Origin of the sequence: Streptomyces sp. NPDC057617 (assembly GCF_042800555.1) — a bacterium.
GTDB lineage: Bacteria > Actinomycetota > Actinomycetes > Streptomycetales > Streptomycetaceae > Streptomyces.
Map to the genome: position 1 here is coordinate 59,919 of NZ_JBHVGV010000022.1, position 22,524 is coordinate 82,442.

General features: G+C 67.2%; 18 protein-coding genes and 1 pseudogene. 9 read left to right on the plus strand and 10 right to left on the minus strand.

The window, feature by feature from the left end; translation table 11 throughout:
• The first annotated feature begins 127 nt into the window (after positions 1-127).
• Positions 128-1,018 (plus strand): AraC family transcriptional regulator N-terminal domain-containing protein, encoded by an 891-nt coding sequence (locus ACFU9P_RS34000; RefSeq protein ID WP_384088528.1) that lies wholly within the window; start codon positions 128-130, stop codon positions 1,016-1,018.
• Positions 1,019-1,223: 205 nt separating this feature from the next.
• Here the strand turns inward: ACFU9P_RS34000 and ACFU9P_RS34005 are convergent, their stop codons facing one another.
• A complete protein-coding gene (locus ACFU9P_RS34005) occupies positions 1,224-1,943 on the minus strand; it encodes an SDR family oxidoreductase (protein WP_384088531.1) in 720 nt (239 codons plus the stop codon).
• 142 nt (positions 1,944-2,085) lie between these two features.
• Here ACFU9P_RS34005 and ACFU9P_RS34010 point away from each other — a divergent pair, with 142 nt between their 5' ends.
• Positions 2,086-2,946, plus strand: a complete 861-nt coding sequence (locus ACFU9P_RS34010) for a LysR family transcriptional regulator (RefSeq protein WP_384088534.1) — start codon at positions 2,086-2,088, stop codon at positions 2,944-2,946.
• A gap of 251 nt (positions 2,947-3,197) precedes the next feature.
• Here ACFU9P_RS34010 and ACFU9P_RS34015 read toward each other — a convergent pair.
• Positions 3,198-3,523: pseudogene (locus tag ACFU9P_RS34015) on the minus strand (Clp protease N-terminal domain-containing protein); the annotation flags it as partial.
• 243 nt (positions 3,524-3,766) lie between these two features.
• Here ACFU9P_RS34015 and ACFU9P_RS34020 point away from each other — a divergent pair.
• Positions 3,767-4,186 carry a CoA-binding protein gene (locus ACFU9P_RS34020; RefSeq protein WP_376385626.1) on the plus strand — a complete coding sequence of 140 codons (420 nt, stop codon included), beginning with the start codon at positions 3,767-3,769 and terminating at the stop codon, positions 4,184-4,186.
• A 1,252-nt stretch (positions 4,187-5,438) separates the two neighbouring features.
• Here the strand turns inward: ACFU9P_RS34020 and ACFU9P_RS34025 are convergent.
• Positions 5,439-5,981, minus strand: coding sequence for a hypothetical protein (locus tag ACFU9P_RS34025; protein ID WP_376385595.1), 543 nt, complete (start codon positions 5,979-5,981; stop codon positions 5,439-5,441).
• A 451-nt stretch (positions 5,982-6,432) separates the two neighbouring features.
• Between ACFU9P_RS34025 and ACFU9P_RS34030 the strand changes: the two genes are divergently transcribed.
• Genes ACFU9P_RS34030 through ACFU9P_RS34040 form a run of 3 tightly spaced genes read left to right on the plus strand, consistent with a single transcriptional unit; the run spans position 6,433 to position 9,538 of the window.
• The gene (locus ACFU9P_RS34030; protein ID WP_384088537.1) at positions 6,433-7,287 is read left to right on the plus strand and encodes an oxaloacetate decarboxylase; all 855 of its coding nucleotides are present in this window, start codon (positions 6,433-6,435) and stop codon (positions 7,285-7,287) included.
• 29 nt (positions 7,288-7,316) lie between these two features.
• Positions 7,317-8,618, plus strand: coding sequence for an amidohydrolase family protein (locus ACFU9P_RS34035; protein WP_384088540.1), 1,302 nt, complete (start codon positions 7,317-7,319; stop codon positions 8,616-8,618).
• A 50-nt stretch (positions 8,619-8,668) separates the two neighbouring features.
• Positions 8,669-9,538, plus strand: a complete 870-nt coding sequence (locus ACFU9P_RS34040) for a cyclase family protein (RefSeq protein ID WP_384088543.1) — start codon at positions 8,669-8,671, stop codon at positions 9,536-9,538.
• Between the two features lie 133 nt (positions 9,539-9,671).
• On the opposite strand, the gene ACFU9P_RS34045 is transcribed toward ACFU9P_RS34040, so the two are convergent.
• Positions 9,672-10,430, minus strand: coding sequence for an SDR family NAD(P)-dependent oxidoreductase (locus ACFU9P_RS34045; protein WP_376385587.1), 759 nt, complete (start codon positions 10,428-10,430; stop codon positions 9,672-9,674).
• A 70-nt stretch (positions 10,431-10,500) separates the two neighbouring features.
• The gene (locus ACFU9P_RS34050) at positions 10,501-11,496 is read right to left on the minus strand and encodes an alpha/beta hydrolase (RefSeq protein ID WP_384088547.1); all 996 of its coding nucleotides are present in this window, start codon (positions 11,494-11,496) and stop codon (positions 10,501-10,503) included.
• A gap of 149 nt (positions 11,497-11,645) precedes the next feature.
• Here ACFU9P_RS34050 and ACFU9P_RS34055 point away from each other — a divergent pair, with 149 nt between their 5' ends.
• A complete protein-coding gene (locus tag ACFU9P_RS34055) occupies positions 11,646-12,545 on the plus strand; it encodes a LysR family transcriptional regulator (protein WP_384088550.1) in 900 nt (299 codons plus the stop codon).
• Positions 12,546-12,565: 20 nt separating this feature from the next.
• Here ACFU9P_RS34055 and ACFU9P_RS34060 read toward each other — a convergent pair whose 3' ends face one another.
• On the minus strand, positions 12,566-14,377 hold the full coding sequence (locus ACFU9P_RS34060; protein WP_384088553.1) for a flavin-containing monooxygenase: 1,812 nt from the start codon (positions 14,375-14,377) through the stop codon (positions 12,566-12,568).
• 195 nt (positions 14,378-14,572) lie between these two features.
• Between ACFU9P_RS34060 and ACFU9P_RS34065 the strand changes: the two genes are divergently transcribed.
• Positions 14,573-15,601 (plus strand): SMP-30/gluconolactonase/LRE family protein, encoded by a 1,029-nt coding sequence (locus ACFU9P_RS34065; RefSeq protein ID WP_376385579.1) that lies wholly within the window; start codon positions 14,573-14,575, stop codon positions 15,599-15,601.
• 27 nt (positions 15,602-15,628) lie between these two features.
• Here the strand turns inward: ACFU9P_RS34065 and ACFU9P_RS34070 are convergent, their stop codons facing one another.
• On the minus strand, positions 15,629-16,219 hold the full coding sequence (locus ACFU9P_RS34070; protein WP_376385577.1) for a TetR/AcrR family transcriptional regulator: 591 nt from the start codon (positions 16,217-16,219) through the stop codon (positions 15,629-15,631).
• A gap of 489 nt (positions 16,220-16,708) precedes the next feature.
• Between ACFU9P_RS34070 and ACFU9P_RS34075 the strand changes: the two genes are divergently transcribed.
• Entirely contained in the window at positions 16,709-16,891 is a 183-nt protein-coding gene (locus ACFU9P_RS34075) for a hypothetical protein (protein WP_384088558.1), read from the plus strand.
• A gap of 300 nt (positions 16,892-17,191) precedes the next feature.
• Here the strand turns inward: ACFU9P_RS34075 and ACFU9P_RS34080 are convergent, their stop codons facing one another.
• From ACFU9P_RS34080 to ACFU9P_RS34090, 3 genes are all read right to left on the minus strand, one after another.
• Positions 17,192-17,698: a WD40 repeat domain-containing protein gene (locus tag ACFU9P_RS34080; protein WP_384088561.1), complete on the minus strand. Its 507-nt coding sequence runs from the start codon at positions 17,696-17,698 to the stop codon at positions 17,192-17,194.
• 300 nt (positions 17,699-17,998) lie between these two features.
• Complete coding sequence (locus tag ACFU9P_RS34085; protein WP_376385571.1) at positions 17,999-18,349, minus strand: DUF6086 family protein; 351 nt, start codon at positions 18,347-18,349, stop codon at positions 17,999-18,001.
• The coding region (locus tag ACFU9P_RS34090; RefSeq protein WP_384088565.1) for a DUF6531 domain-containing protein at positions 18,346-22,524 on the minus strand (4,179 nt) is incomplete at its 5' end. The genes ACFU9P_RS34085 and ACFU9P_RS34090, both read right to left, overlap by 4 nt.

The window sequence follows — 22,524 nt, forward strand, 5'->3', positions numbered from 1 at the left end:
TACCTCTCCATGCAAACTGCGAAAGGTCCGAACACCTAGCCCATTGCGCCCGATCACTTGCACGATCCGCTCAATCTTGCGGCGATGGTGGTGGGCCTGTGCCCACCGGTCGTGGTTCACTCGAAGGGTGAGTCATCTGGAGGAACTCGGTCGGCGTATCACTCGGCTCGCCGCGGGACATCCCGGCCCGAGATGGGTCGAGGACGTGCAGGTCGTGGCCAGTGAGCGCAGGACCGAGACGATCAGCGCAATCACCGAGCCGATGCTCGGCCTGGTCGTACAGGGGGCGAAGCGCACGGCTCTTGGCGACCATGTGTTCGAGCATCATCCCGGCCAGGTCGTGGTGGTGACCGTCGCCCTCCCGCTGAGCGGACGGATCTTCCGAGCGAGTCGCGAAGAGCCGTTCATCGGGCTCGGACTGCGGCTCGCGCCCTCGACGATCGCGCAGCTACTCGTGGACGGCGGACCCACCTCCATCCGGCCGCACGACGGGCCTGGCATGGCGATCAGCCACGCGGACGACCAACTCCTGGACGCTCTGGTCCGGTTGACGCGGCTGCTTGAGGACCCGCGTGATCTGCGGGTGCTGGGGGACGGGGTGCGGCGGGAGATCCACTGGTGGCTGCTGAACGGGCCTCAGGGGGCCCTGATCCGGCAGGCGGGGGCGGCGGACAGCCGGCTCGCCCTCGTCGCCGGCGCCACTGGGTGGATCAGGGCCCGGTACGACCAGGTGATCCGCATCGACGACCTCGCCTCGGCCATCGGCACGAGCGTGTCCACCCTGAACCGGCACTTCCGCGCGGTGACCGCGATGAGCCCGCTGCAGTACCAGAAGCAGATCCGGCTGCAGAAGGCCCGAATCGAGCTCATTTCCGCGCCGAGCGACGTGGCTGCGATCGGATACGCCGTCGGCTACGACAACCCTTCGCAGTTCAGCCGTGAGTACCGGCGGATGTTCGGCGCCCCACCAGGGCAGGACGCGGTACGGCTGCAGTCCATGGCCATCGTCCAGGAGTAGCCTGTTTGCCGGGCCCAGGCGTCAACTCGGCGACGTTCGCACACGAGCGGGCAAGCCCCTCGGTGGGGCAGGGCGCGCGTTGGCGGCCCGGCACCGATACCGGGCGGTTGTCGAGCCGGCTCTGCGACGTTCGGTGGGGCAGACGGTCGTGAAGGGAGCCCGGCCCGGCGAACGCCCGGTGTCGGAATGGGCCTGAGGCGGGACCTCAGACCAGTACCGCGCCGCCGTCCACACCGATGATCGCGCCGGTGGCATAGGTCTGCTCCATGCAGTAGAGGTAGGCAAGCGCAACCTCCTCGACCCGGCCGGTGTGCCCGACCGGCACCGTCTTCGCGGTGGCCTGGTACAGCGCGTCGCGGTCCCTCTCGCCCAGGGCCGACCACAAGGGGCTCTCGACCACGCCCGGACGCACCAGATTGACACGGACCGGGGCGAGTTCGAGAGCGAGCTCGCGGGTCAGGGCCTCCATCGCGCCGCAGATGCTGGCGGCCACCGCCCAGCCCGGAGCCGGACGCGGGCCCGCCGAGCCACCGGTGAGCGTCACCGACCCGTCCCGGCTCAGTCGCGTCATCGCCGCCCGCACCGCGGCCAGCACCCCGAAGTACCGGATCTCGAAGAACCGGCGGGCGGTATCCACGTCAAGATCCGCGATCGGCGCGAGAGTCAGCGCCTCCCCCGAGGTGTACACCAGGTGATCGAATTCGCCGATTCGCCCGAAGACGGCGTCGAGCGCGTCGGCGTCACGTACGTCGACCGCGTGGCCGGTCGCGCCGGGCGGCAATTCCCTCAGGGCGCGCTCCACGCTCGCCTGCCGCGCGGAGACGACCACGACCTGTGCGTCGCGCTCGGCTGCCGCCTGCGCGACGGCCTGCCCGATGCCCGACGTCCCGCCGATCACCACGACCCGCTGTCCGCTGAAGCTCATGGCGGTGGCTCCTCTCTTTAGCTCTTCCGTAGCTCTTCCGTGTGCCGACCTCAACGATCCGTTCCGAACCCGGTCAGCGTCCAAGACCCTCTGTGACCGCTGTGATACCTTCGAGGCATCACAGGTGGCCAGGAGGCGTTACATGGACCTGGACCTTCGCAAGATCCGGTACTTTATGGCCGTCGCGCGGGAGCTGAACTTCGGACGTGCGGCCCGGGATCTGCACATCGCCCAGCCCGTACTTTCGCGCCAGATCCGGGCGCTTGAGGCCGAACTCGGCGTCCAGCTGTTCACGCGCGACAGGCGCCGTACCGAACTGACTGCGGCCGGCGAGGCCCTGTACACGGACGCGGCACCGCTGCTGGCCGGCGCCGAGGCGTTGCGCCGCCGCGTTGGACGGGCCGCCCGCGGAGCCGACAGCTTCACTGTCGCCTTCATGCCCGGACTGATCGTCACCGGCGCCGTCCGCGCGCTGACGGCCGCTCACCCGCAGATGGCGGTCGATGTGCTGCGGACCAGCTGGGCCGACCAGGTGGAAGTCCTGCGTGACGGGCGGGCGGACGTGAGCTGCGTACGCCTGCCGATCGACCAGCGCGGACTGAAGGTCACGGCGTTGTTCGACGAACCCCGCGTCGCTGTGCTGCCCACCGGGCATCGCCTGGCATGCAAGAGCGAGCTGCACCTGAGCGACCTCGCCGGTGAAACACTTCTCCAGCCCTACGGCGCAGTCCCCGAATGGCAGGCGATGACGGGCGATACCGCACCGAGTGAGCCTCCAGCCGCGCTGGCCGTCGAGGAGAAGCTGGAGCACGTCGCCGCCGAGCGCGGCGTCGTTGTCCTGCCGCAGTCGACCGCCGGCTTCTACCATCGCCCCGACGTCACCGCGATCGCGATCGCCGACATCGGCCCGAGCCGCGTCGCGCTGGCCTGGGACGCTACGCGTCGCAGCCGTCTGATCAGCGAGTTCGCCGATCTCGCGGCGACCCACCTCCGGGCTCCGTGAGACGTCCGCGGCAGTTCCGTCGACGCATCGGCCCGACGGACGAACGCAGGTGTTCACGTACGGCGCGAACGCCTCGACCTCTCGAGTCCTTTGAAGAGGACGGGCAGGCCGAGCATCCGCTGTGTGCCGCCCCGGGCACGGTGCCTGTCCGCCTCCGCGGCCTGCGCCCTGGTGGCGTCATGGTCCATGGTGACCACCACGTTCAATTCCGGAGCGGCGTCAATCTGGGCGTGGTGAAGGCCGGTCGGCTCCCCGCTGGGTACGAGGTGGGGCACGGGCTCACCGGAGGGCTCCGGCAGCGCCTCGGCCACCGCCTGCCCGACCGTGGCCGGCGCTACGCCCTCGGCGACGAGCACCTGTGCGGCCAGCCCCTCCGGGTCGTCGAGCAGGCCGAGCACGAGATGCTCGCGCCGGGCGCCGGCTCGTCCTTCGTCACGAACCGCTTCTGGGCGGCCTGCCGCGTGACACCCATGGACCTGCCGATCTCCGTCCATGACGCGCCGGAGCGACGGGCCTGGTCCACGAAGTGACCGATGAGCTGGTCGACCACTTCACCGAGATGGTCGGCGGCGACGAGTGGGATCTACGGCTGTCCGTGGTTGTGGGTGCCCTACCGCAGCGAGCCGCCAGCCGACCGCCTCTGGCGCTCCTGCCAAACGGCGGGCACGCGAGACACAGAAGCCATTGCATACAGTATTCAGATTGGCTAACGTCTACTCATGCGGCTGACGAAGTTCACAGACCTGACACTCCCCGTGATCATGCGCTTGGCGTCAACTGGTGAGGAACTCGCCACCGCACGGCGGCGCCGGGCATGACGATTTATGGCGATGACGCGACAATAAGGCAGATCTTCACCACCGCCGGAGACACCTGGGCTGTGGTGGGCCTGTCCGACAACCGCGAACGGGCCGCTTACCGCGTGGCCGAGAAGCTGCGGCGCATCGGCAAGAGGGTGGTGCCTGTACACCCAAAGGCCGAGACGGTGCACGGTGAGCAGGGCTACGCCTCCCTTGCGGAGATCCCTTTCCCGGTGGATGTGGTGGACGTGTTCGTCAACTCCGCCCTCGCCGGAGACATCGCCGACCAGGCTGTGGCGATGGGCGCCAAGGCGGTCTGGTTCCAGCTGGGCGTCGTAGACGAGGCCGCGTACGACAGGACTCGCGAGGCCGGCCTGCTGATGGTGATGGACCGCTCCCCGGGACGGGAGATACCCCGGCTGGGGCTGGGCCTCGTCTGACAAATCTCGTCCGGCGCGCGACGCCAGGCACGCACGCTCGCCGCGTTGCCAGGATCATCCAAGTACGTCCGGGCCATCGACGCTGTTGACCCTCCGCCTTGCGATCGCACGCACCAGCCACCGCGCACCCGCCCTTTGGGCGGACAACGCCACTTGCCAGATACGGCCTGGGCTCACGCCCCCAGCCAGCCAGTGCGCGATCACACATCACTCACATTCCCAGGACCGGGAGTCAAGGCACGGCGTGCCGGTCCGCTCTACATGCCGGACGTGGCGCGGGGGCCGTCGGTGGTGACCCTCGACTTGGGCAGGCACAGCAAGCGGTTCGGCCGTCTCCTCGCCATGACACCGGAGCAGATCGCCGCCACCGTCGAGCGGTTCGCCGTGACGCCGGACACAGCCCGCGGCCGTCCGCCGCGAGTTGTACGCACGGGCGGCGCTTCCCGCGCCGACACCACGGATCGGCCAGTGTCCGCAGCCGCAGAGCCACAGCATCCACAACCATCCACTACGGAGAGTTCGCGTTCGTCACTCGCGTGAGGCGCCACCTGAACAAGGCGGACCGGGTCGCCGATCACGTCCATGGTTTCCGGATTTGGCAGCCGGAGGATGCCCTTACGGAGTTGCACGGAGCCACGGTAGTCGTGAGGCCGGGACGGTGCGGGCCTTCATCCGGCATACCGATGCGACGCCATGGCAGCGGGCACCGCAGCACGTCGACGATCGGTCGGCCGATCTGCGGCCGTACACGGCTGCGTCCGCTCCACCCCGCGCGACTACCGGTGCACCGTGTGGCAATTCTGCGGCTCCCTGACGAACTCTGCCTACGGCTCGACCGAGTGCCTGCGGCACTTCAGCGCCCACCCGGCGCAGATGCCTGCGACTGGAACGCGGCAACGGCGCCACCGCCACCCCCGGCCACGACACCGACAGCACACCCATACAGCAAGCCCCCGCGGCGATCACCGACTGCAACGCGAAACTCGCCACCCACCGCCCCCCGTCGGCTCGTGCTCACCCTCACCTACGACTCCGGGCAGTTGGCTCTGCCGTAGCCGCCGGCCGGAATCCGAGTGAGAGGAGGAATTGGTCGCGCCCCCGCGCAGGTTCGAATCTCCGGCAGGGCACCCAGAACATGGAAACGGACCGAACCGGCCGGTGAGTTGGTGATCCAGATGACCAGGTGATTCGCCGGGCCCTCGCGCGGAGCGACCCGCCACAGCGCAGTTATGCCGTCCAGTACTCGTGCCATCTACTCAGTCGCGAGAGCGGCACGTCCAATACTTGCTGCGTAGAGTGGCGTCTCGCGTCTATTATGATCGCTGCCTGCTGCTTGTCGGTCTTTCGCGGCCTGCTCGAACGAAATTCCGTGCTCCTTGATGAAGACCAAAAACTCTTCGGTGGGGTGCGCAATTACGGAATTGGTGTACTCACAGCGGCTGTCGTCCGTTCGCTTCGCGCTGAGGTCCCAGATCACTTGCACCTTGCTCGGCCCGTTGGGTGTGAATACATCGGACGTCGACACCATGTGGCAATGATCTTTTTCGGCTATCTCTGCTACGTAATGCTGGATCATCAGGCCGGTCCCGATCATCTCAACATTGATCGACATCGGTTGACCGTCATCCGTCGTGGTGTAACCCGCCGCGATGTGATCCGGAGGTGCGCAGCGTTGGTACTCAGCTTCAGGCAGGCTGAACAGCCACTTCGCGATATTGATTCTCTCGATCGGCGCGTCGATCACAGCATGGAACGCCGACTCCGACAGGACAAGATCCGACCGTATCTTTGACATGATGAACTCCGTGAATGCGGTCTCTCCGTCTCGGTGGGGACCCTGGATGCCTCCCGACCGCCCTTGCACGCTCGACTTGTAGTCCAACTATTGCACCTCACGCGAAGCCGTGCATTCGGGGAGGGGGCGCGAAGCAATAGGTCAGGCGACGGCTGGTCAGTGGCGCCGAAGAATCATGGGACTGTGCGATGCCGGTGTTCTTGGTCTCCGCTACGAGCAACTGTGCGCAGCGTACAAGGAAGCCGCCGCCCGGATTTCTTGCATCCCAGTTCACCAGAGGTAACATGCGAATTCGGGTCAGCAGTGCCCCATGCGCCCAGTCGCTCAATTTCAGGCCACGGCCCATGAAACCAGCCTGACGCTACGAAGGTGCGCACTATGACCGACAGGGTCGCAGTGCAGTGCCCAACTGGTCCTTCATCTTCAGCCATGGCCAATGTAATTTGAGGCCATGAGCCAGCAAGATCTTCGTGCGCTGATGGCCGCAGAGAATCCTCTTATCGTTCCGTCTATCTACGACGGCATCTCGGCCCTTGCCTTCAGGGAGCACGGATTCAAAGCCGCCTACATTGGCAGTTACGGCACAGGAGCGACCAGATACGGTCTGCCCGACATCGGGTACATCGGGCCCGAGGACATGGCGGATCAGGTACGCAGGCTGGCGCCACTGGTCCAGGTCCCTGTGATCGTGGACGCGGAAGCCGGCTGGGGAAATCCGCTCCATGTCGCCCGTAACACCAAGCTGCTGGAACAGGCCGGAGCAGCCGCACTTCACATCGAGGACCACGTATTCGGGAAGCACATAACGCGGAAGCCCACCATCGTCGCGCTGGATACCGCGGTGGACAAGATCAAAGCAGCACTCGACGCTCGCGACAGTGAAGATTTCCTCGTCATCGCGCGGACAGACTCTTCCCAGAGTCACGGAGGCGTGGAAGCGGTGCGTCGGCTGCTGGCGTATCAGGAGGCAGGCGCCGACGCGCTGTTCCTTGCCGGCATGCTGACACCTGAAGAATGGAAAACGCTGACGGCGGAAGCCCGGATTCCCATCGTCGTTTGCGACAGTCCTGGCGTAAGCGCGGCGGAGTTCGCTGAACTCGGCGCAGGGGTTGTTATCTACTACGCCCTGGCGCATATGAGTGCGACTCCCGCCATGCGGGCGGCCTACGCGGCACTTGCCGCGGAAGGCTCGACCGTATCCATCGAGGAGTCCTGGAACGGCGTGCAAGGTGTCCTCGGTTACGACGCTTTCCTCGGAGGCGACGCCGTCCGCGCTAAGGCGGAACAGTACGGACTGCTCGACTGACGTCGGCGATGGAAAACCAAGGAGCATTTATGCCGCAGGGCGAAGCCGTCACTTACCGGGGTGCGACCGTCATCACAGGAGGGTTGGCGAATCCGGTCATCGAGTCGGCCGACTTGGTGGTCGAGGGGACACGGCTTGTCTCGGTAGAGCCTGCCGGTCGACGGGAGGCACGCGGCCGGGTCGTCGATCTGTCGGGCCGCCATGTCATGCCTGCCCTGATCAACCCGCATGTGCACATCGGGTACATGCGGGACGGTGTCGGTGACGCGTCGAACTACTCACGGGAGAACGTTCTCGATCACCTGCGCCGCTTCGCTTACCACGGGGTGAGCGTCGTCCAGTCCCTGGGCACCGACCGCGACGACACCGAACTGATCCTGCGTGACCAGCAGCGGTCGGGAGAGCTGAGCGACCCCGGCCTGGCGACCTTGCTCACGGCGGGCACGGGCCTGGTCGCACCGACCCCGGGGAGCACCAACGGCGGCGCCCGTTTCGCGACTGACGTGGTCAACGAGGTCACAGACCCCGAAGCCGCCCGCGCGATCGTACGGTCACTGGCTGCTCAACGCGTTGACGTCGTCAAGTTCTGGATCGACAGCCGGGGCGGCCAGAAGACAAAGATGCAACCACCGGTCTACCAGGCCATCATCGACCAGTCACATCTGGAACGTCTCAAGGTTGTCGCCCACATCCATGACCTCGACGACGCCAAGGGAGTCATCCGGGCCGGCGCGGACGGAACCGCGCATCTGGTACGGGATCCCGGCCATGACGACGAACTGATCGCTCTCCTCCTGGAGCGCGACGCCTTCGTCTTCACGTCGCTCGGAATACAGCGGTCGGCAGTCGTCGGCCCTGCCCTCCTGGACGACCCGCTCCTCGCCGAAACCGTGTCAGCCTCCGCTCGCGACGCCATCCGTGAGCGGATGAGGAGCGCCTCACCCGCACAACTCGACCATCTGAACGGTGTGTACCAGACGCTCAGGCGCGAAGTGGCGGCTTTTGTCGCCGCAGACGTTCGCCTGGTGCTGTCCGCGGACACAGGTGTGGCCACTCAGTTCCCGGGTTTCGCCGAGCACTTCGAGCTCGAGTCCATGGTGGAGGCGGGCATGCCCGCGATCCGGGCCATCAACGCCGGCACGGAGCAATCGGCACGAGTCCTCGGTATCGAGAAGCAGCAGGGCACGCTCGCTCCCGGAAAGCGGGCTGACTTCTTGGTGCTCGACGCGGACCCGCTCGACGACATCCGCAACACCCGTCGCATCTCGGACGTGTACCTCGGCGGCCGCCGCCTCGATCGGACAGCGATGCGTGCCAGGTGGGCGGCGTAGGAACGGTGTCGGACGTCAACGTCGTAGCCCATGACAGAAGGAGTATCAGCATGCCGTACGAGCAGCACCAGGACCGCTCAATACCGGAGCAACTGCAGAAGTGGCCGGGGCACATCGGGAACTGGCACCGCTGGCCCAACGATCGGGGCACCCTCAACCTGCTGACGCCCGAGGTGGTTCTCCGGGGCGTCCAGACGGTGCGCACCGGTCAGGTCTTTCCCTGTGCAAGGCCCATCCGCGGCCAGAACAGCCTCATCCGCCTTGAGGGGCCGGGCTCAGATGTGGGTGCCATCAGCGACCGCGTCAACGCCTATGAGCCGCACATAGGCCCGACCCACATGGATGGTCTCGGCCACATGTTCTACAAGGGGTTCGGGTTCAACGGCTACACCCTCGACGAGGTCTTCGACGAGAGTGGTGCTCGCAAGCTCGACATGATGGGGGGCGTGGGTATCGTCACGCGTGGTGTGTTCGTCGACGTCGCCCGGAAGCGAGGCGTCGACCGCCTCCAGGACGACGACTGCGTGTACGTCGAGGACATCGCGCAGGCCGCCGAGCGCATCGAACCGGGAGATGCCTTTGTCGTCCGCCTGGGCCCGCGCACGCACCTCGACAGGGTCGATCCTGCCGCGGGCTTCCACGTCGACGCCCTGGAGTTCCTCGGCCGTAAGGACATCTCGGTGCTCGTTTCGGACTCCCCGAGCGACCGCTTCCCGTCAGCCACGCCCGAACTGCCGGCTCCGCCGATCCACATCCTCGCCGAGGCGTTCTACGGCCTGCCGCTCGTCCACGACCTCAACCTGGAAGCAGTGGGCGAGGCCTGTGCGGCGCAGGGGCGGAACGACTTCCTGCTGATTGTCGCGCCCCCCAACTTCCACGGAACCGCGGGCCAGGTCGTGCAGCCGATCGTCGTTCTTTGACGGTGGCCCCGCGGCCGGGCTCCTGCCCGGGCAGTGCCCCGGACCGTCCAAGGAGGACTTGGACGGTCCGGGGCGGTCAGCGTGAACCGAGTATCCGTCGCGAACTGAGTACCCGTCGCGCGAAGGCGATGGGCTACCAGGCCGGCGGCTTGAAACCGCCTCCGTCGACATCGATGACGGCGGCGTTGACATATCCGGACGCGGGCGAGGCGAGGAAGGCGACAGCTTCGGCGACATCCTCGGGCAGGCAGGCCCGGCCGAGTGTCGTCCTTCCGCCGAAGGCGTTCAACTGGTCCTCGTTGAACATCTCCCGAGTCGCCTCGGTGAGGACGAAGCCGCACCGGATCACGTTGCTGCGGATGCCCCGCGGGCCGAGCTGGGTGCCGGCATACATGGAGAAGGTCTCCAGGGCCGACTTGCAGGCACCATAGGCGGGCCGGTCGGCAGCGGCGGTCTGCGAGGCGCCGGAGGAGATGTTGATGATCGAACCGCCACCGCCGGCGAGCATGGCCGGAACGGCATGGCGAGCTCCCCACACCGCCGCCATCACGTTCAGGTCGAACGTGCGCTGCCAGGCCTCGTCGGTGGACGTGGCGGCGTCGGTGTCTCCGGGGATCACGGCAGCAGCGTTGTTGTCCAGTATGTCGAGGCGTCCGAAGCGGGTCATGGCGGACTGCACCAGGGCCTCGATTCCCTCCTCCCTGGAAACATCAGCGTGCACCCCGGCAGCGGCGTCACCGAGTTCACGGACAAGCTCCTGCAGAACATCTTCTTTGACGTCGCCCAGAACGACACGTGCCCCTTTGCTCACCAAAGTGCGGGCTGTCGCAGCACCGATGCCTCTTGCGGCGCCGGTGATGACAGCCACCTTCCCATCCAGGCTGTTGGTCACGGCTATCTCCTTGTCAAGTGATCGCGTTGTCAAGTGATCTCGCCGCACTGTCGTCGGCGGCGGGAGTTTTTCAAGTACGGTCTCGACCGGAATTGGCGTCATTCCCGGTGAAGAGCCGGCGAAGCCATTCGATGCGGCTGTCCCGGGCTGAAACCGAGACGGCGGCATGGGGGAAGATCTCGTCGAAGCCATGGAAACCGCCCTCCCACACCTTGAGTTCGGCGCGTCCCCCCACCGCCCAGATACGGCTCGCGTATTCGATGGCCTCGTCACGGAAGATTTCCGCGGAGCCGACGTCGATATAGGTCGGAGGCAGTCCCGACAGATCGTCCGCCCTGGTGGGAGAGATATAGCCGGTGACCTGGTCATCGGTCAGGTCACCCAGGAGAGCTTGCCAGCAGCGGACAATGACCTCGGTGGAGAACGCTCCCTCCATGCCGGCGTACTGCTTGCTGGACGTCGTGGCGTTGCGGTGGTCGAGCATCGGGTAGATCAGCACCTGCGCGGCGATGGAGGGGCCGCCCCTGTCGCGCGCGAGCAGGGCCGTGCCGGCGGCGAGTCCGCCTCCCGCACTGGAGCCCGCGACGATGATCCGCCCAGGGTCCACGCCGAGTTCGGCGGCGTGCTCGACCACCCACCGCAGTCCCCGGTAACAGTCTTCGACCGGAGTGGCACCGCGCACCGCCGGGGCGAGCCGGTAGTCGACCGACACGATCACCCCGCCGAGGTGGTCGGTCCACTCCAGTGGAATGTCGATCTGCCAGAACCGGTCGCCGGCGACCATGCCTCCGCCGTGCACCCAGTAGACGCACGGAAGGCCAGTCGCCCCCTCGCCGTCACCGATGCCTGTCGGCGTGAACACAGCCAGGGGAATCTGCGCGCCGTCGGACATCTCGATGGTGACGTCGCGGTGGCTTACAGAGCGTCCCTCAAGAAGGACTTCGACAGGCGGTGCGACATCATTCAACCGGGCCAGATCCTCGGCGGTGACCGCGTCACCAAGGAGCACAGAAAGTTCGGGGTCGAAATCTGGGCGTATGAAATCTGGGCGCATTGAGGGTGTCATAGAAATTCCTTACGTGAGGGCAATCGCCCTGGCCGGAGCAGGACTCAAAACAGCGGCTCCGCCTTTTTTTATAACAATATGCGCAACAGTCGGCCACGTCCACGGCCTACTGGGTCACAGATTATTGCTCGCAGTGCAATAATCGATGGATGGACCTGAGACACCTGCGGTACTTCCTGGCGGTGGCCGAGACGCTGAATTTCGGACGGGCGGCAGAACAATTGCATATCGCCCCCTCCCCTCTCAGCAGAGCCATCCAGCAACTGGAAGCCGAGATCGGCGGTCAGCTCTTCGACCGGGACACCCGCAGGGTGGAACTCACGTCGCTCGGAATGGCCCTGGTCCCCCGGGCGGAGCGCGCGATCGGAGAGGTGGACTCGCTCGCCCGCGACATGCAGAAGCGTGCGCGGGGGCGAGCGGATGTCAACCTTGGCTTCCGGTCCATCCCGCACGACGTCCTCGGGCTGGTACGGGCTGCCGCCAGTGGGGGCGAGACCGGGGATGTCGATGTCCAGTTGCGACCGCTGATCTCGCAGGCGCAGATCCGGGCGGTCCTTGCCGGAGACCTCGACATGGGACTGGTGCAACCTCGTGTGGAGCACCGCAGTTTGTCGTACTTGCCCGTCTTGGTCGAAACGATGGGTATGGCGCTCCCCGCTGACGAGAAGTACGGGCCGCTGGCCGTCGCTTCTGTCGAGACGCTCGCAGATCTGACTCTTCTTCTGCCCGCGGGAACCGACATCGTGGCCAACCCGGCGATGGAACGGTACGGCTCGGCGGCACGGAATATGCTGGCGGTCGACTTCGACATCGTCGGCGGGTTCGCCGCCTTGGTAGCGGGCGGCGGACACTGTTGCTTCGCACCCCTGGACCCTGCCGCTCCCTGGCATCAGTACGTAGCCGTCCCGGGCGTGCTGATCAAACCACTCGCCCCGAAATCAGCCGCCACGACATCTCTTGTGTGGCGGTCGTCCCGGGACAACCCCAGCGACCTCGGACATGTACTGCACCGTATCCGCGAAGCCTTCCCGGAACCGGTGGTGCGATGAACGTTCGCCGCCCGGCGGACCTACACGTCGGCCGGAGGGGCACTCCTGGCCTGGAGGACCTCGCCCATGGACTCGTCGCGCCATCGTTCCAGGAGCTCGTGGAAGGCGACGGCGCCATGCGGGTAGGCGGTCGGACCGTTGGGCTTGCCGCGTCCCTCGCCGTTGTAGTAACCGGGGGTGCACTCGGCGTGGAACCATTCGTGGTCGGGAGCGTCCTCGGCCAGAAGGGCGATCCAGGCGTCCTCGCTCGCACGGGACGGTTCGATGACGGCGGTCTTGGCTTCGGCGGCGGCGATGAGAGCGGCCGCGTGTACGGCCTGCTCGTCCAGGACGTGGGTGAAGTTGACGCTGACGGCGCTTTGAAGAGGGCCCATCTGTATCAGGTTGGGGAAGCCGTTGCTGGTGAAGCCGTGGAGCGTGCGCGGCCCCTCCTGTGCCCACCCGTGCAGTAGTTGGACGCCTCCTCGGCCGTGAACGGGGAGCTTGCCCATGCCGATGCTGGAGGCCCCGACGCTGAACCCTGTGGCGAAGATCAGGCAGTCGAGTTCGTATGTGATGCCGCAGACCATGACGCCGTTTTCCGTGATGCGTTCGACGCCGTGGGTGTCCGCGGTGTCGACCAGGGTCACGTTGGAGCGGTTGAACGCCGGGTAGTACAGATCGGAGAAGGTGGGACGTTTGCAGGCGTAGCGGTACCAGGGCTTGAGCTTCTCGGCCGTGTCGGGGTCGGTGACGGACCGCTCGACACGGGCACGCAGTTCGTTCATCTTGGCGGCGTCGGCAACCTCGTAGGCGGCCTCGAACGCCTTCCGGTCGTCCGGGCGGCGGAAGCTCGGATGAAGCTTCTCCAGCAAGCCCGCTGACGCGGTCCACCGGTCCGCCACGAGATCCTGCTCGACGTCTTCGCCTGAGACGATGCGGAGGTAGTTCTCGCGTCGCTTCCGGGCCCAGCCCTCGCTGTCGGCGCTCACGTCCTGGGCCGTGGTGCGGCGGTTGGCACGCACGTCCACGGTGGATGGGGTGCGCTGAAAGACGTAGAGGTGCTCGGCGTCCTCGGCCAGCATGGGGATGACCTGGATGCCGGTGGCTCCGGTGCCGACGATGCCCACTCGCTTGTCCGCGAGGCCGGTCATGCCGCCTTCCGGGGTGCCGCCGGTGTAGGCGTAGTCCCACCGTGAGGTGTGGAATGTGTGCCCTGTGAAGTCCTCGATGCCGGGTATCCCGGGAAGCTTCGGATCGGTGAGGGTACCGGTGGCTTCGACGACGTACCTGGCCCGGAAGGCATCCCCCCGGTCGGTGGTCACGATCCACATCTCCGATGCCTCGTCCCACGCCAGAGACGTGACCGTGGTGGAGAAGAGGGCGTCCGGGCCGAGAGTGAACTGCCGTGCGATCCGCACCGCGTGGCGGCGGATCTCGTCACCGGGGGAGTACTTCCACTCCGGTACGTAGCCGGTCTCGTCGAGCAGCGGCAGGTACACGTGCGACTCGATGTCGCAGTGGACGCCCGGGTACCGGTTCCAGTACCAGGTGCCCCCGAAGCCGCCGCCCTTCTCGACGATCCGGATGCGCTCCACACCGCGTTGCCGCAGCCGCGCACCCGCCAGGATGCCGCCGAATCCGCCACCGATCACGGCGACGTCGACGGTGTCGTGCAGTGGGTCACGCTCGGCCGACGCCGTGTACGGATCGGCGGCGTAGTAGCCGAACTCGGCGTCCGTACCGCGGTATTGGCGGGCGCCGTCAGGCCGGACGCGCCGCTCGCGTTCGAGGCGGTAGCGCTGCCTCAGTGCGGCGAGCTCGTGGGGAGCCGGCGCTTGAGGGGACGTCATGTGATGGCCTCCATCCAGGACGGTGTGACCGCCCCGGTCGGGCAGCCGTCCGCTACGGTAGCAACTACCGGACAGTGGTGTCCGGTTGGAGTTTCGGGGGTACGGCGACATCCGGCCACGGGGGCGTTTGTGCTTCCGGCGTGCCATGTACGCCGCCCACGCAACCCGCCCGACGGACAGGAAGAGTGATCTCCCATGCAGCGACTTTCGGCCCGGTCTTTTGCCGTGCTCGCCACGATCGGCACACTGGTCCTCACCGGATGCGGTACGGAAAACGGCGATCCCGGCGATCCCAGGGAAGAGGCGCCGTCCCTCTCCGCGGGCAGGACCATCCAGGCGCAGAAGTTCATGCGGCTCACCCAGGTGCATGCCGAGACCGGGATGACCTTGCTGGAGGGGCCCACGTTCGGCAAGGACGGCGGCCTCTTCGTCGTCGACGTCACCGCGCCCGATGGCAAGCCCAAGGTCATGCGCGTCGATGTCAGGAAGAAGACGCATCGGGCGGTCCGCACCGACGGCGGTGCGTTCTACACCTCGGCGCAGTTCAGCCCGTACGACGGACGGCTCTACCTCAGCGATTTCCCGCACGGCGAGATCGTGAGCCTGGCCTCCGACGGTGGCGATCCGCGGACGTTCTTCACCGGCAAGGTCGACGGCGCGCCGATGAACCCCGACGACATCGCCTTCGACCAGGAGGGCAACCTGTACATCAGCGATTCACGCGGTATGTCTGAGGGCGCGGCGTACGGGCGCATAGTGCGGATCGACCGCGAGGGCAAGGAGGCCACCGTGCTGGCCAAGGATCTGGCCGCTCCGAACGGAGTCTCGTTCGACGCGGACTATCAAGGGCTGTGGTTCAGCGAGCTCACCGAGAACCGGATCTCCTACCTGCGCCTCGACAAGGAGGGCAAGGTGACGTCCCGGCACACCGCCATCCGTGTGAACGGCGGGATCGCACAGACCGACTCGATCGCCGTGGACGCGGACGGGAACCTCTACCAGGGCCTGCACGGCCGGGCGGCGATGGCTGTGTACGACCGGCACGGTGAGCGGCTGGCAACGGTCGAGCTTCCCTCAGGGGTCGAAGGCCTGGAGGAGGCCACGAACGTGGCCATCACACCCAGCGGCACAAAGGCGTACATGACCGTCAGCGGTCCCGCCGGGGGGTATCTGTACACCTTCGACGCGCTCGCGAAGGGCATCCGGCAGTCCAACGGCGGCTGACGCGGGCCGGCCGACGCAGGCCTCTGCTCAACCGTCGAAGGCCCGCACCGGCCCTACCTCCACGCCGAGCAGCCGCCAGGCTGCCAGCGCTCGGTGTTCGCGCTCCTCGCGGGTGGAGCCGGTGGCGGCGGCGGAGACCATGGCGACCGAGAGCGCGAGGTCGTCCTCGGCGCTCAGCTGATGTCCGCGGGGCAGGTGTTTTCGCAGAGCGATCTCCACACGCTCGGACATGGCGAGGGCGTGTGCGAGGATTCCCGAGCGACCGCCTGCCCTGTCGGCGTGCAGAAGACCGACGAAGGCCGCCGACCCCGCCAGATGCCACGTCAGCACGCCGAGGACGTCGGCGAAGGTCGCGTTCTCGGCCTCGGCTGCCTGCTCGACCTGCCGTACGTTCTCCTCCAGAACCGCCTTGACCACGGCGGTCCGGTCCGGAAAGTGCCGGTACAGAACACCCTGCCCGACTCCGGCACTACGTGCTATCGCGGACAGCGGTGCCTCAAGACCCTGCTCGGCAAAGATCTCCCGGGCGGCGGTGACCAGAGCGACCCGGTTGCGGGCAGCGGCCTTCGGCCCGTCGTTCGCGGGCCGCCGCTCCTCCCGCTCGGTGTGCTTCGTCACCCCGGAAGCCTACCGGCCGGGCCACCATGCCATCCTCGTTCCTGTGGGCCTACCGGGCCCCAACTGTCATCAGACCCTGTCATTACTGAGGTTGAACTCGTGGTGTCGTGCCATTGCTCAGGTGGGCCTGGTGGAGCTCAGGGACAATCCGGCGAGTGCCGTCATTGAGGACGCCGGCGAGCGTGCCGACGAGGGAGGGTACAGCGTTCGCAGAGGCGCCCGCCGAGTAGAAGCCCCAAGCCCAACGGTCACAGAAGAAGTCGCGTTCGAGACCCGCGCCTATGCGTGTACCTTCCCCATGGGCGGACCGGCCCAGGCCGCCGCCTACGAAGTCCGTACCTCGGCGACCGCCTTCGGCGTTGCTACCCCGGACGGCCTGGATGGCACGCTGGCCGACCTGGCTGGCTCACCGCAGCCGAATTCGGCTCCACAGCCCGGCCACTCCCCGGATGGTCGGCCCACCACACGGCAGGACAGCTGACCGTCATCATGCCCGACGGCACCTGGTACGCCGGACCTCTTCCCCTGGCCGACGCGCCCGAGTGGCTTGCCCTGGCCCGCTTCCGGAAGTCCATCCTGAACGCGGCCGGCCCTGGCGTGATGACTACCGACCACGGCTTCTTCATGGACGCCGAACGCGTCCGGTACACCGCCACCCCCTTCACTGGCTGACCCCGCCGAGCGTCACGGGATGACGAGATGCGGCTGCACGAGTAGATCGTCAAGGTGGAAGAGCCGCGGGCGGCCGATGCTGAGGAGACCGCCCAACTGCGAGAGGACCTCGAGGGTCCTGAGGATCCATGTTCAGACTCAACAAGGAGGGCATCGCGTTGGCCACACTATTCGGAGGTCCCAATTCCCGACTGCACCATTATCCTCGACGAATCCCACTGACACCCCGGCGCCGACGTCCGCCGGCCGTTCGCCGTAACGGATCGGCTCGCGCCGAGCTGGACAGCCCGATCTGAACCGTCAGAGCCATTGCTGGATCGGTCCGCAGGCGTCGCATCGCCAGAGGCGGACCGAGCCGTCTCCGTGGGACGTGGCCAAGTGCCGGGCGTCGCTGGTGAAGGTGACGCTCTCCACGGATGTGCCGAAGTCCTCGAAGGTGACGGGTTCTCCTCCGGCGCGGGTGCGCCAGAGGCGTACGGTGCTGTCTTTTCCTGCGCTGGCAACCCAGTCGCCGTCCGGGCTGAAGGCCACTCCTTCCACGGTGCCGCTGTGACCACGTAGCACGACTGGGGCCGCTTTGCCTCTGGTGTCGCATTCTCGGGCCGTGCCATCGATGCTGGCACTGATGAGCCGTATGCCGTCCGGGCTGAAGGCGATCTCCTTCGAAGCATCCCCGTGGCCGCGCAGCACGGTCGGTGCTCCGCGGCCTGAGGAATTCCAGATCCGTACGGTGCTGTCGTGGCCGCTGCCGGCCAGTCGTCGCCCCTGCGGGTCGAACGCTCCGTGCTGGACTGCGAGTTCCTTCACCTGGGCCAACAGCTTCTTCCAACCGCGTCGTACGCTGATGTCGGCTGTCCCACATCGCCTCGACGCGGGACAGCACCCGCAGAGCCCCAGCGTCAGCGCATTCGGTTTTCCCACCTCGCTACTGCGCTGATATTCAGGACTCTCGTCACGCAGAAGTTGTCGCCACCGTGTACCTGCAGCGTTACCTCAGCCGTTGCGGTTGGCGGCCTTCCGTAGTTCGGTGAGGCCCTTCGCGGGGTTCCCGCGTTCGCGTCTTTGATTGACTCGGCGAAGCCAAACCGGCTGGCCCCTTGTACGCGGTCATGCCTTTGGCATGTGGTGGTCCTGTGCTTCCACGTGCTGGTGCCAGTGGGCAGGGAGCTCGGGTGGCAGGCCGGCGCGCTTCAGGAGGGTCAGGGACACCGTTAGCACGCCTTCCATCAGGCGGCGCAGCGTGATGTTGTTGGTGTGCTCGTATTCGGCGAGCAGGGTGGTGACGAACGCGGTGAACGTGGCGCCGTCGATGCTGCACTGGTCCTCGATGACGTCGCCGACTCCGGAGCCCATCGCGAAGGCGTCTGCTGTGGCCTTTGTCTGGGCGATGAAGAGCTTCGCCACTCGGTTGGCGGGATTCCAGACGTCGTGGCCGTCGATGTCGATGAAACAGCTCATTCCGCCCACCTGATCCGCACGTCGATCCCTGGGTTACTCGCCTGCCAGTTCGCGACGGCGGACTCTACCGCAGAGCGGAAGGCGGGTGTGGCGCCCGGTGCGGTGAAGCTCATGCCGATCGGGGCGTTGGTGTAGCCGGGCATGTACTGGCGGGCTCGCACATACGCGTCGAGCTTGCCGTCGACGTTCTTCTCGATCCATCTCTGGTAGTTCATATTCGGGTGGGAGCCGGTGGCCGATTTCTCCTCCCAGAGCACTCCGTCCTCGATTCGGTCGATGTCGGTGATCGTGTCCGAGAGGTCGTTCGGGTTGTCGACCTGGTAGTTGGTGTCCCCTTCGACGGGCGGCCGTTCCCGGTTCGAGGCTCCGTCGCGTGGACAAGGGTTCAGGCCCAGCGGGTCGGTCCAGGTGTGAGGGTTGGTGACGTAGGTGGTGGGGTTGGGGGCCGGGGCGAGGCCGAGGGGGTCGGCGGTGGTGTAGCGGGCGGTGCCGGGGTCGTAGTAGCGGTGCAGGTTGTAGTGCAGGCTGGTCTCTGGGTCGAAATACTGGCCGAGGAAGCGTAGTGGCGTGTAGGCCGTGGCGTCCGCGTTCCAGGTGGTTGTGCCCCACAGCGTGGTGCGGGTGTGCCAGGCGATGCGGCCGGTGTCGTCGACGAGTTCACTCGGCGTGCCGACCAGGTCGGTGGCGATGGCGAGGAAACGGGCGTCGATTTCGCGTTGCGTGGCCGCGTCGAGTCGGCGTTCGGTCTGCGCCAGGGGGGTGCGGCCCCGGTGGTCCCAGGTCAGGGCGACGGGATCGGACAACTGGCCGGGCGCTGAGGTGACCTGCTCGACGAGCACCGAGCCGTCCCAGCTGAAACAGACCTCCTCCACCACGGTCGAGCTGTCGTCGGAGAGACGCTGTTTGGCGGTGCGGCGGCCGAGTGGGTCGTAGCGGTAGCGCCACTGGGTGCCGTTGGGTGTGGTGACGCCGATCAGCCGGTCTTCGGCGTTGTACGTGTACGTCCAGGTGTCCGGCTTGCGTGACAGACGTGTGCGGGTACGGCTGATCAGGCGGCCCGACGGGTCGTGCCGGTAGCGGGTCGTACCGGCACGTTCGAGGCGGGTGCCCCGGTACACGCGTTCGCCGGTGCTGTCGGCGCCGGGGTGCCGCTCAGGCCAGGTGGCGGCGGTCTGGTTGCCGGCGTTGTCGTAGGCGTACGACTCGCGCCAGCCGTCCGCCGACACGCCGGTGACCCGGCCGGCCTGGTCGAGGCTGAAGTGCCGGGTGCCGCGCAAGGTGTCCTGGGCCGCGACGAGGTGTCCGTCGGCCCGGTAGGCGTAGGCCCGCTGGACCAGGTCCACGCCCGAGCTGGTGAGGTGCTGTTCGGCGAGGCGGCCCGCCGCGTTCCAGGCGGAGGTGAAAGCAAGGGTCTCGCCGAACTCGCGGGCAAGCTCCCTGCCGGCGGCGTCGTGGGTGAGTGCGATGCGATGACCTGCGCAGTCGAGTTCGCTCAGGCGGCCTGCCGCGTCGTACGCGTATGTGGTGGTGGCACCGCTGGGGGTGGTACGCCGCACTCGCCGACCTGCTGCGTCGTAGCGGTAGGCGGTGACCCGGCCGTCGGACAGTTCGGTCTTGACGTTACCCCGGCGGTCGTACTGGTATATCAACTCGCCGTGCGGCCCGCTCGCCTGGAGCAAACGGCCGACGGGATCGTAGACGAACTCGGTGATCTCGCCGGCCGCATCCTTGCGTACGAGGCGGCCCATCGCGTCGTACGCGTACGAGATCAACGCTTCCATGGGAGTGACCGTGGCGACGTGCTGTCCGGCGGCGTCCAGCTCGTAGCGGCGGGTGCGCCCATCGAAATCCGTCTCCGAGATCAGTCGGCCTGCCGGGTCGTAGCGATAACTCCACCCCTGGCCCAGGGGGTTGGTGACCTCCGTCAGGCGTAGTTCGGTGTCGTGGTGGAACTCGTGGCGCTCGCCGCCGTCCGCTGTGCGGGCGGTCAGGAGATCGAAGTGGGTGTACTCGTAACGGATGGTGCGGCCCATCGGGTTGGTGTGGGCCAGGCAGTTGCCCTCACCGTCATAAGCCCACGACTCGGTGGCACCGTCGGGGCCGGTACGGCGGGCGAGACGGCCTTCGGGTGTCCAGTCGAGGCGGGTGCGCGCGCCGGTCGGGTCGGTGTATTCGACGATGCGGCCAAGTGTGTCCCGCTGATAGCGGGTGACGCCGCCCGCCGGGTCCACCCGTTCCGTCAGGAGGCCGGCGGCATCGTGCCGCAGCACCGTGGTTGCGCCGAGGGGATCGGTGAACAATGCCAGGTGGCCGTGCTCGTCATAGGTGTAGCGGCTGAGCTGACCGGTCGGGTCGGTGACCGCGGTGCGGTTGCCGTGCTCGTCGTACTCCACTGTCCACCGCCCGCCGTCCGCCGCCGTCAGCTCGACCGGCAGACCGAACGGCCCCGGACACACGGATACCACACTGCCGTCGGGCCGCGTCACAGCAGTCGGCCGGCCTTCCTCGTCGCGGTCCACAGTTGTGGTGCGGCCCAGCGCGTCGGTACGTGACAGCAGACGGTTGTAGCGGTCCTGCGTGGTGTGGACCGTGGCGCCGGTCGGGTCTGTCTCGGCGATCACCTGGTTGCGGCGGTTGACGGTGTAGCGCCAGGTGTGACCGAGGGAGTCGGTGACGGTCGTAGTGCGCAGGCCGGTGTCGGGGTGCGGCTCGCTGTAATGGAACGCGGACGCGAGGTGGCCTTCGGCGCCGGTCTGGCCGACGCAGCGGTCCTTGTCGTCGTAGACGAACGTGAACCGGGAGTCGTTGGTGTCGGTCCAGGCGAGTATACGGCCCTCGATGTCGTAGTCGAAACGCGTCGGTACGCCGGAGGAGTTGATGATCTCGGTGAGGTGGCCTTCCCTGTATCCGTAGCGGACGAGGGTGGTGCCGTCTGAGCGCAGGGCCGTGATCCTGCTGTTCTCGACCGTGAACTCCAGGCGGTGACCGCCGGTGCGCGTGAGGGCGAGCGGGATGCCGTGCTCGTCGTACTCGGCCGTGATGCTGCGGCCGCACCGGTCGGTGATCTCGGCGAGCGCCGCGGTGCCGTCGCCGCCCGGTTCGCTGTCGGGCGGGGCGTGGAAGTGGCGCGTCAGGCCGGTTTCCGGATCGGTGAGGGTGTAGCTGCCGTCGGCGTGGCGCTCCAGCGGGCGGCGCGGTCCCGCCTCGGGCAGGACGGGGGCGCCGGGCGCTGGATGCGGGTAGGAGAGCAGCAGGTTGTCCTCACCGTGGAAGACGACACCGATCGCGTCGACAGTCAGCCGCTGGTCGATCGTCGAGGACCAGGTGGGCCCGAACCAGCGGCCGGCGCGGTAGGAGGACTCGAAGTCGCGTCGGAATTCCAGCGGCAGCGAGCCGGGCAGAGACACGTCGACCTGCGGCATGAACATCCGGCCTGTGGCGAAGTCGACCGGCTCGCGGCCGGAGCATTTGCAGCCCGGCTCGCGGCTCGGATCCGCCACGTCGTCGGCACGTCGCGCACCGGCACTGGCATCTGCCAGCCTCTCGGCACTCCGGGCCGCATCCGCGGCGTCCATGGCCAGCCGGGTGGCCTTGACTCCGGCGCCGGCGCCGCCGGTCGCGGCGGTCAGGAGCAGGTCGGGGACGAGTCGGCCGAAGCCTTCGGAGGGGTCGCGCATGAAGTCGGTGACCATCTGACGGCCCGCGCCCCACGGGTCGTTGGCCACCTGCACCAGCCCGGCCGCCGTGTTGTTCAGCGACAGCAGATACTCCGCCGGATGCGTGATGTTGTACGGGTCGGTCGGATTGATCCCGCGTACGAAGGTGACCAGCCCGGCCGTGCCCCGCACGATGCCCGCGCCGAAGTGGGTCTGCATCACCTCCAGTTCGTCCAGGCCGTCCATGGCCTGCTCGCCGTACGAGGGCTTCGGCGGCGCCGCGTCCCGCGCCTCCGCGACCGAACCACGGGCCGTCTCCGCGGCCGAGTTCCGCTGGCGGCGGGCCTCGGCCAGGATCTCCTGCGCCTCCTCCATCCGCCCCCGGCCCGGATCGCTGAACTCACCCGGCCGCGCCGGCAGGGAGGCGGGGTCGCGCTGGTCGGCGGGCTGCGCGTTGTACCGGTCGACGGCCTGGTTGTACGCGTCGACCCGCCCGTTGTGCGCGTCCCGCGCCTCCTC

What these genes read in the sequence shown, in the direction of transcription:
- ACFU9P_RS34005 (WP_384088531.1), bottom strand. Translation starts at nt 1,943, where the DNA reads ATGAGCTTCAGCGGACAGCGGGTCGTGGTGATCGGCGGGACGTCGGGC.
- ACFU9P_RS34035 (WP_384088540.1), top strand. Translation starts at nt 7,317, where the DNA reads ATGCCGCAGGGCGAAGCCGTCACTTACCGGGGTGCGACCGTCATCACA.
- ACFU9P_RS34025 (WP_376385595.1), bottom strand. Translation starts at nt 5,981, where the DNA reads ATGTCAAAGATACGGTCGGATCTTGTCCTGTCGGAGTCGGCGTTCCAT.
- ACFU9P_RS34050 (WP_384088547.1), bottom strand. Translation starts at nt 11,496, where the DNA reads ATGACACCCTCAATGCGCCCAGATTTCATACGCCCAGATTTCGACCCC.
- ACFU9P_RS34040 (WP_384088543.1), top strand. Translation starts at nt 8,669, where the DNA reads ATGCCGTACGAGCAGCACCAGGACCGCTCAATACCGGAGCAACTGCAG.
- ACFU9P_RS34075 (WP_384088558.1), top strand. Translation starts at nt 16,709, where the DNA reads ATGCCCGACGGCACCTGGTACGCCGGACCTCTTCCCCTGGCCGACGCG.
- ACFU9P_RS34065 (WP_376385579.1), top strand. Translation starts at nt 14,573, where the DNA reads ATGCAGCGACTTTCGGCCCGGTCTTTTGCCGTGCTCGCCACGATCGGC.
- ACFU9P_RS34030 (WP_384088537.1), top strand. Translation starts at nt 6,433, where the DNA reads ATGAGCCAGCAAGATCTTCGTGCGCTGATGGCCGCAGAGAATCCTCTT.
- ACFU9P_RS34055 (WP_384088550.1), top strand. Translation starts at nt 11,646, where the DNA reads ATGGACCTGAGACACCTGCGGTACTTCCTGGCGGTGGCCGAGACGCTG.
- ACFU9P_RS34010 (WP_384088534.1), top strand. Translation starts at nt 2,086, where the DNA reads ATGGACCTGGACCTTCGCAAGATCCGGTACTTTATGGCCGTCGCGCGG.
- ACFU9P_RS34060 (WP_384088553.1), bottom strand. Translation starts at nt 14,377, where the DNA reads ATGACGTCCCCTCAAGCGCCGGCTCCCCACGAGCTCGCCGCACTGAGG.
- ACFU9P_RS34085 (WP_376385571.1), bottom strand. Translation starts at nt 18,349, where the DNA reads ATGAGCTGTTTCATCGACATCGACGGCCACGACGTCTGGAATCCCGCC.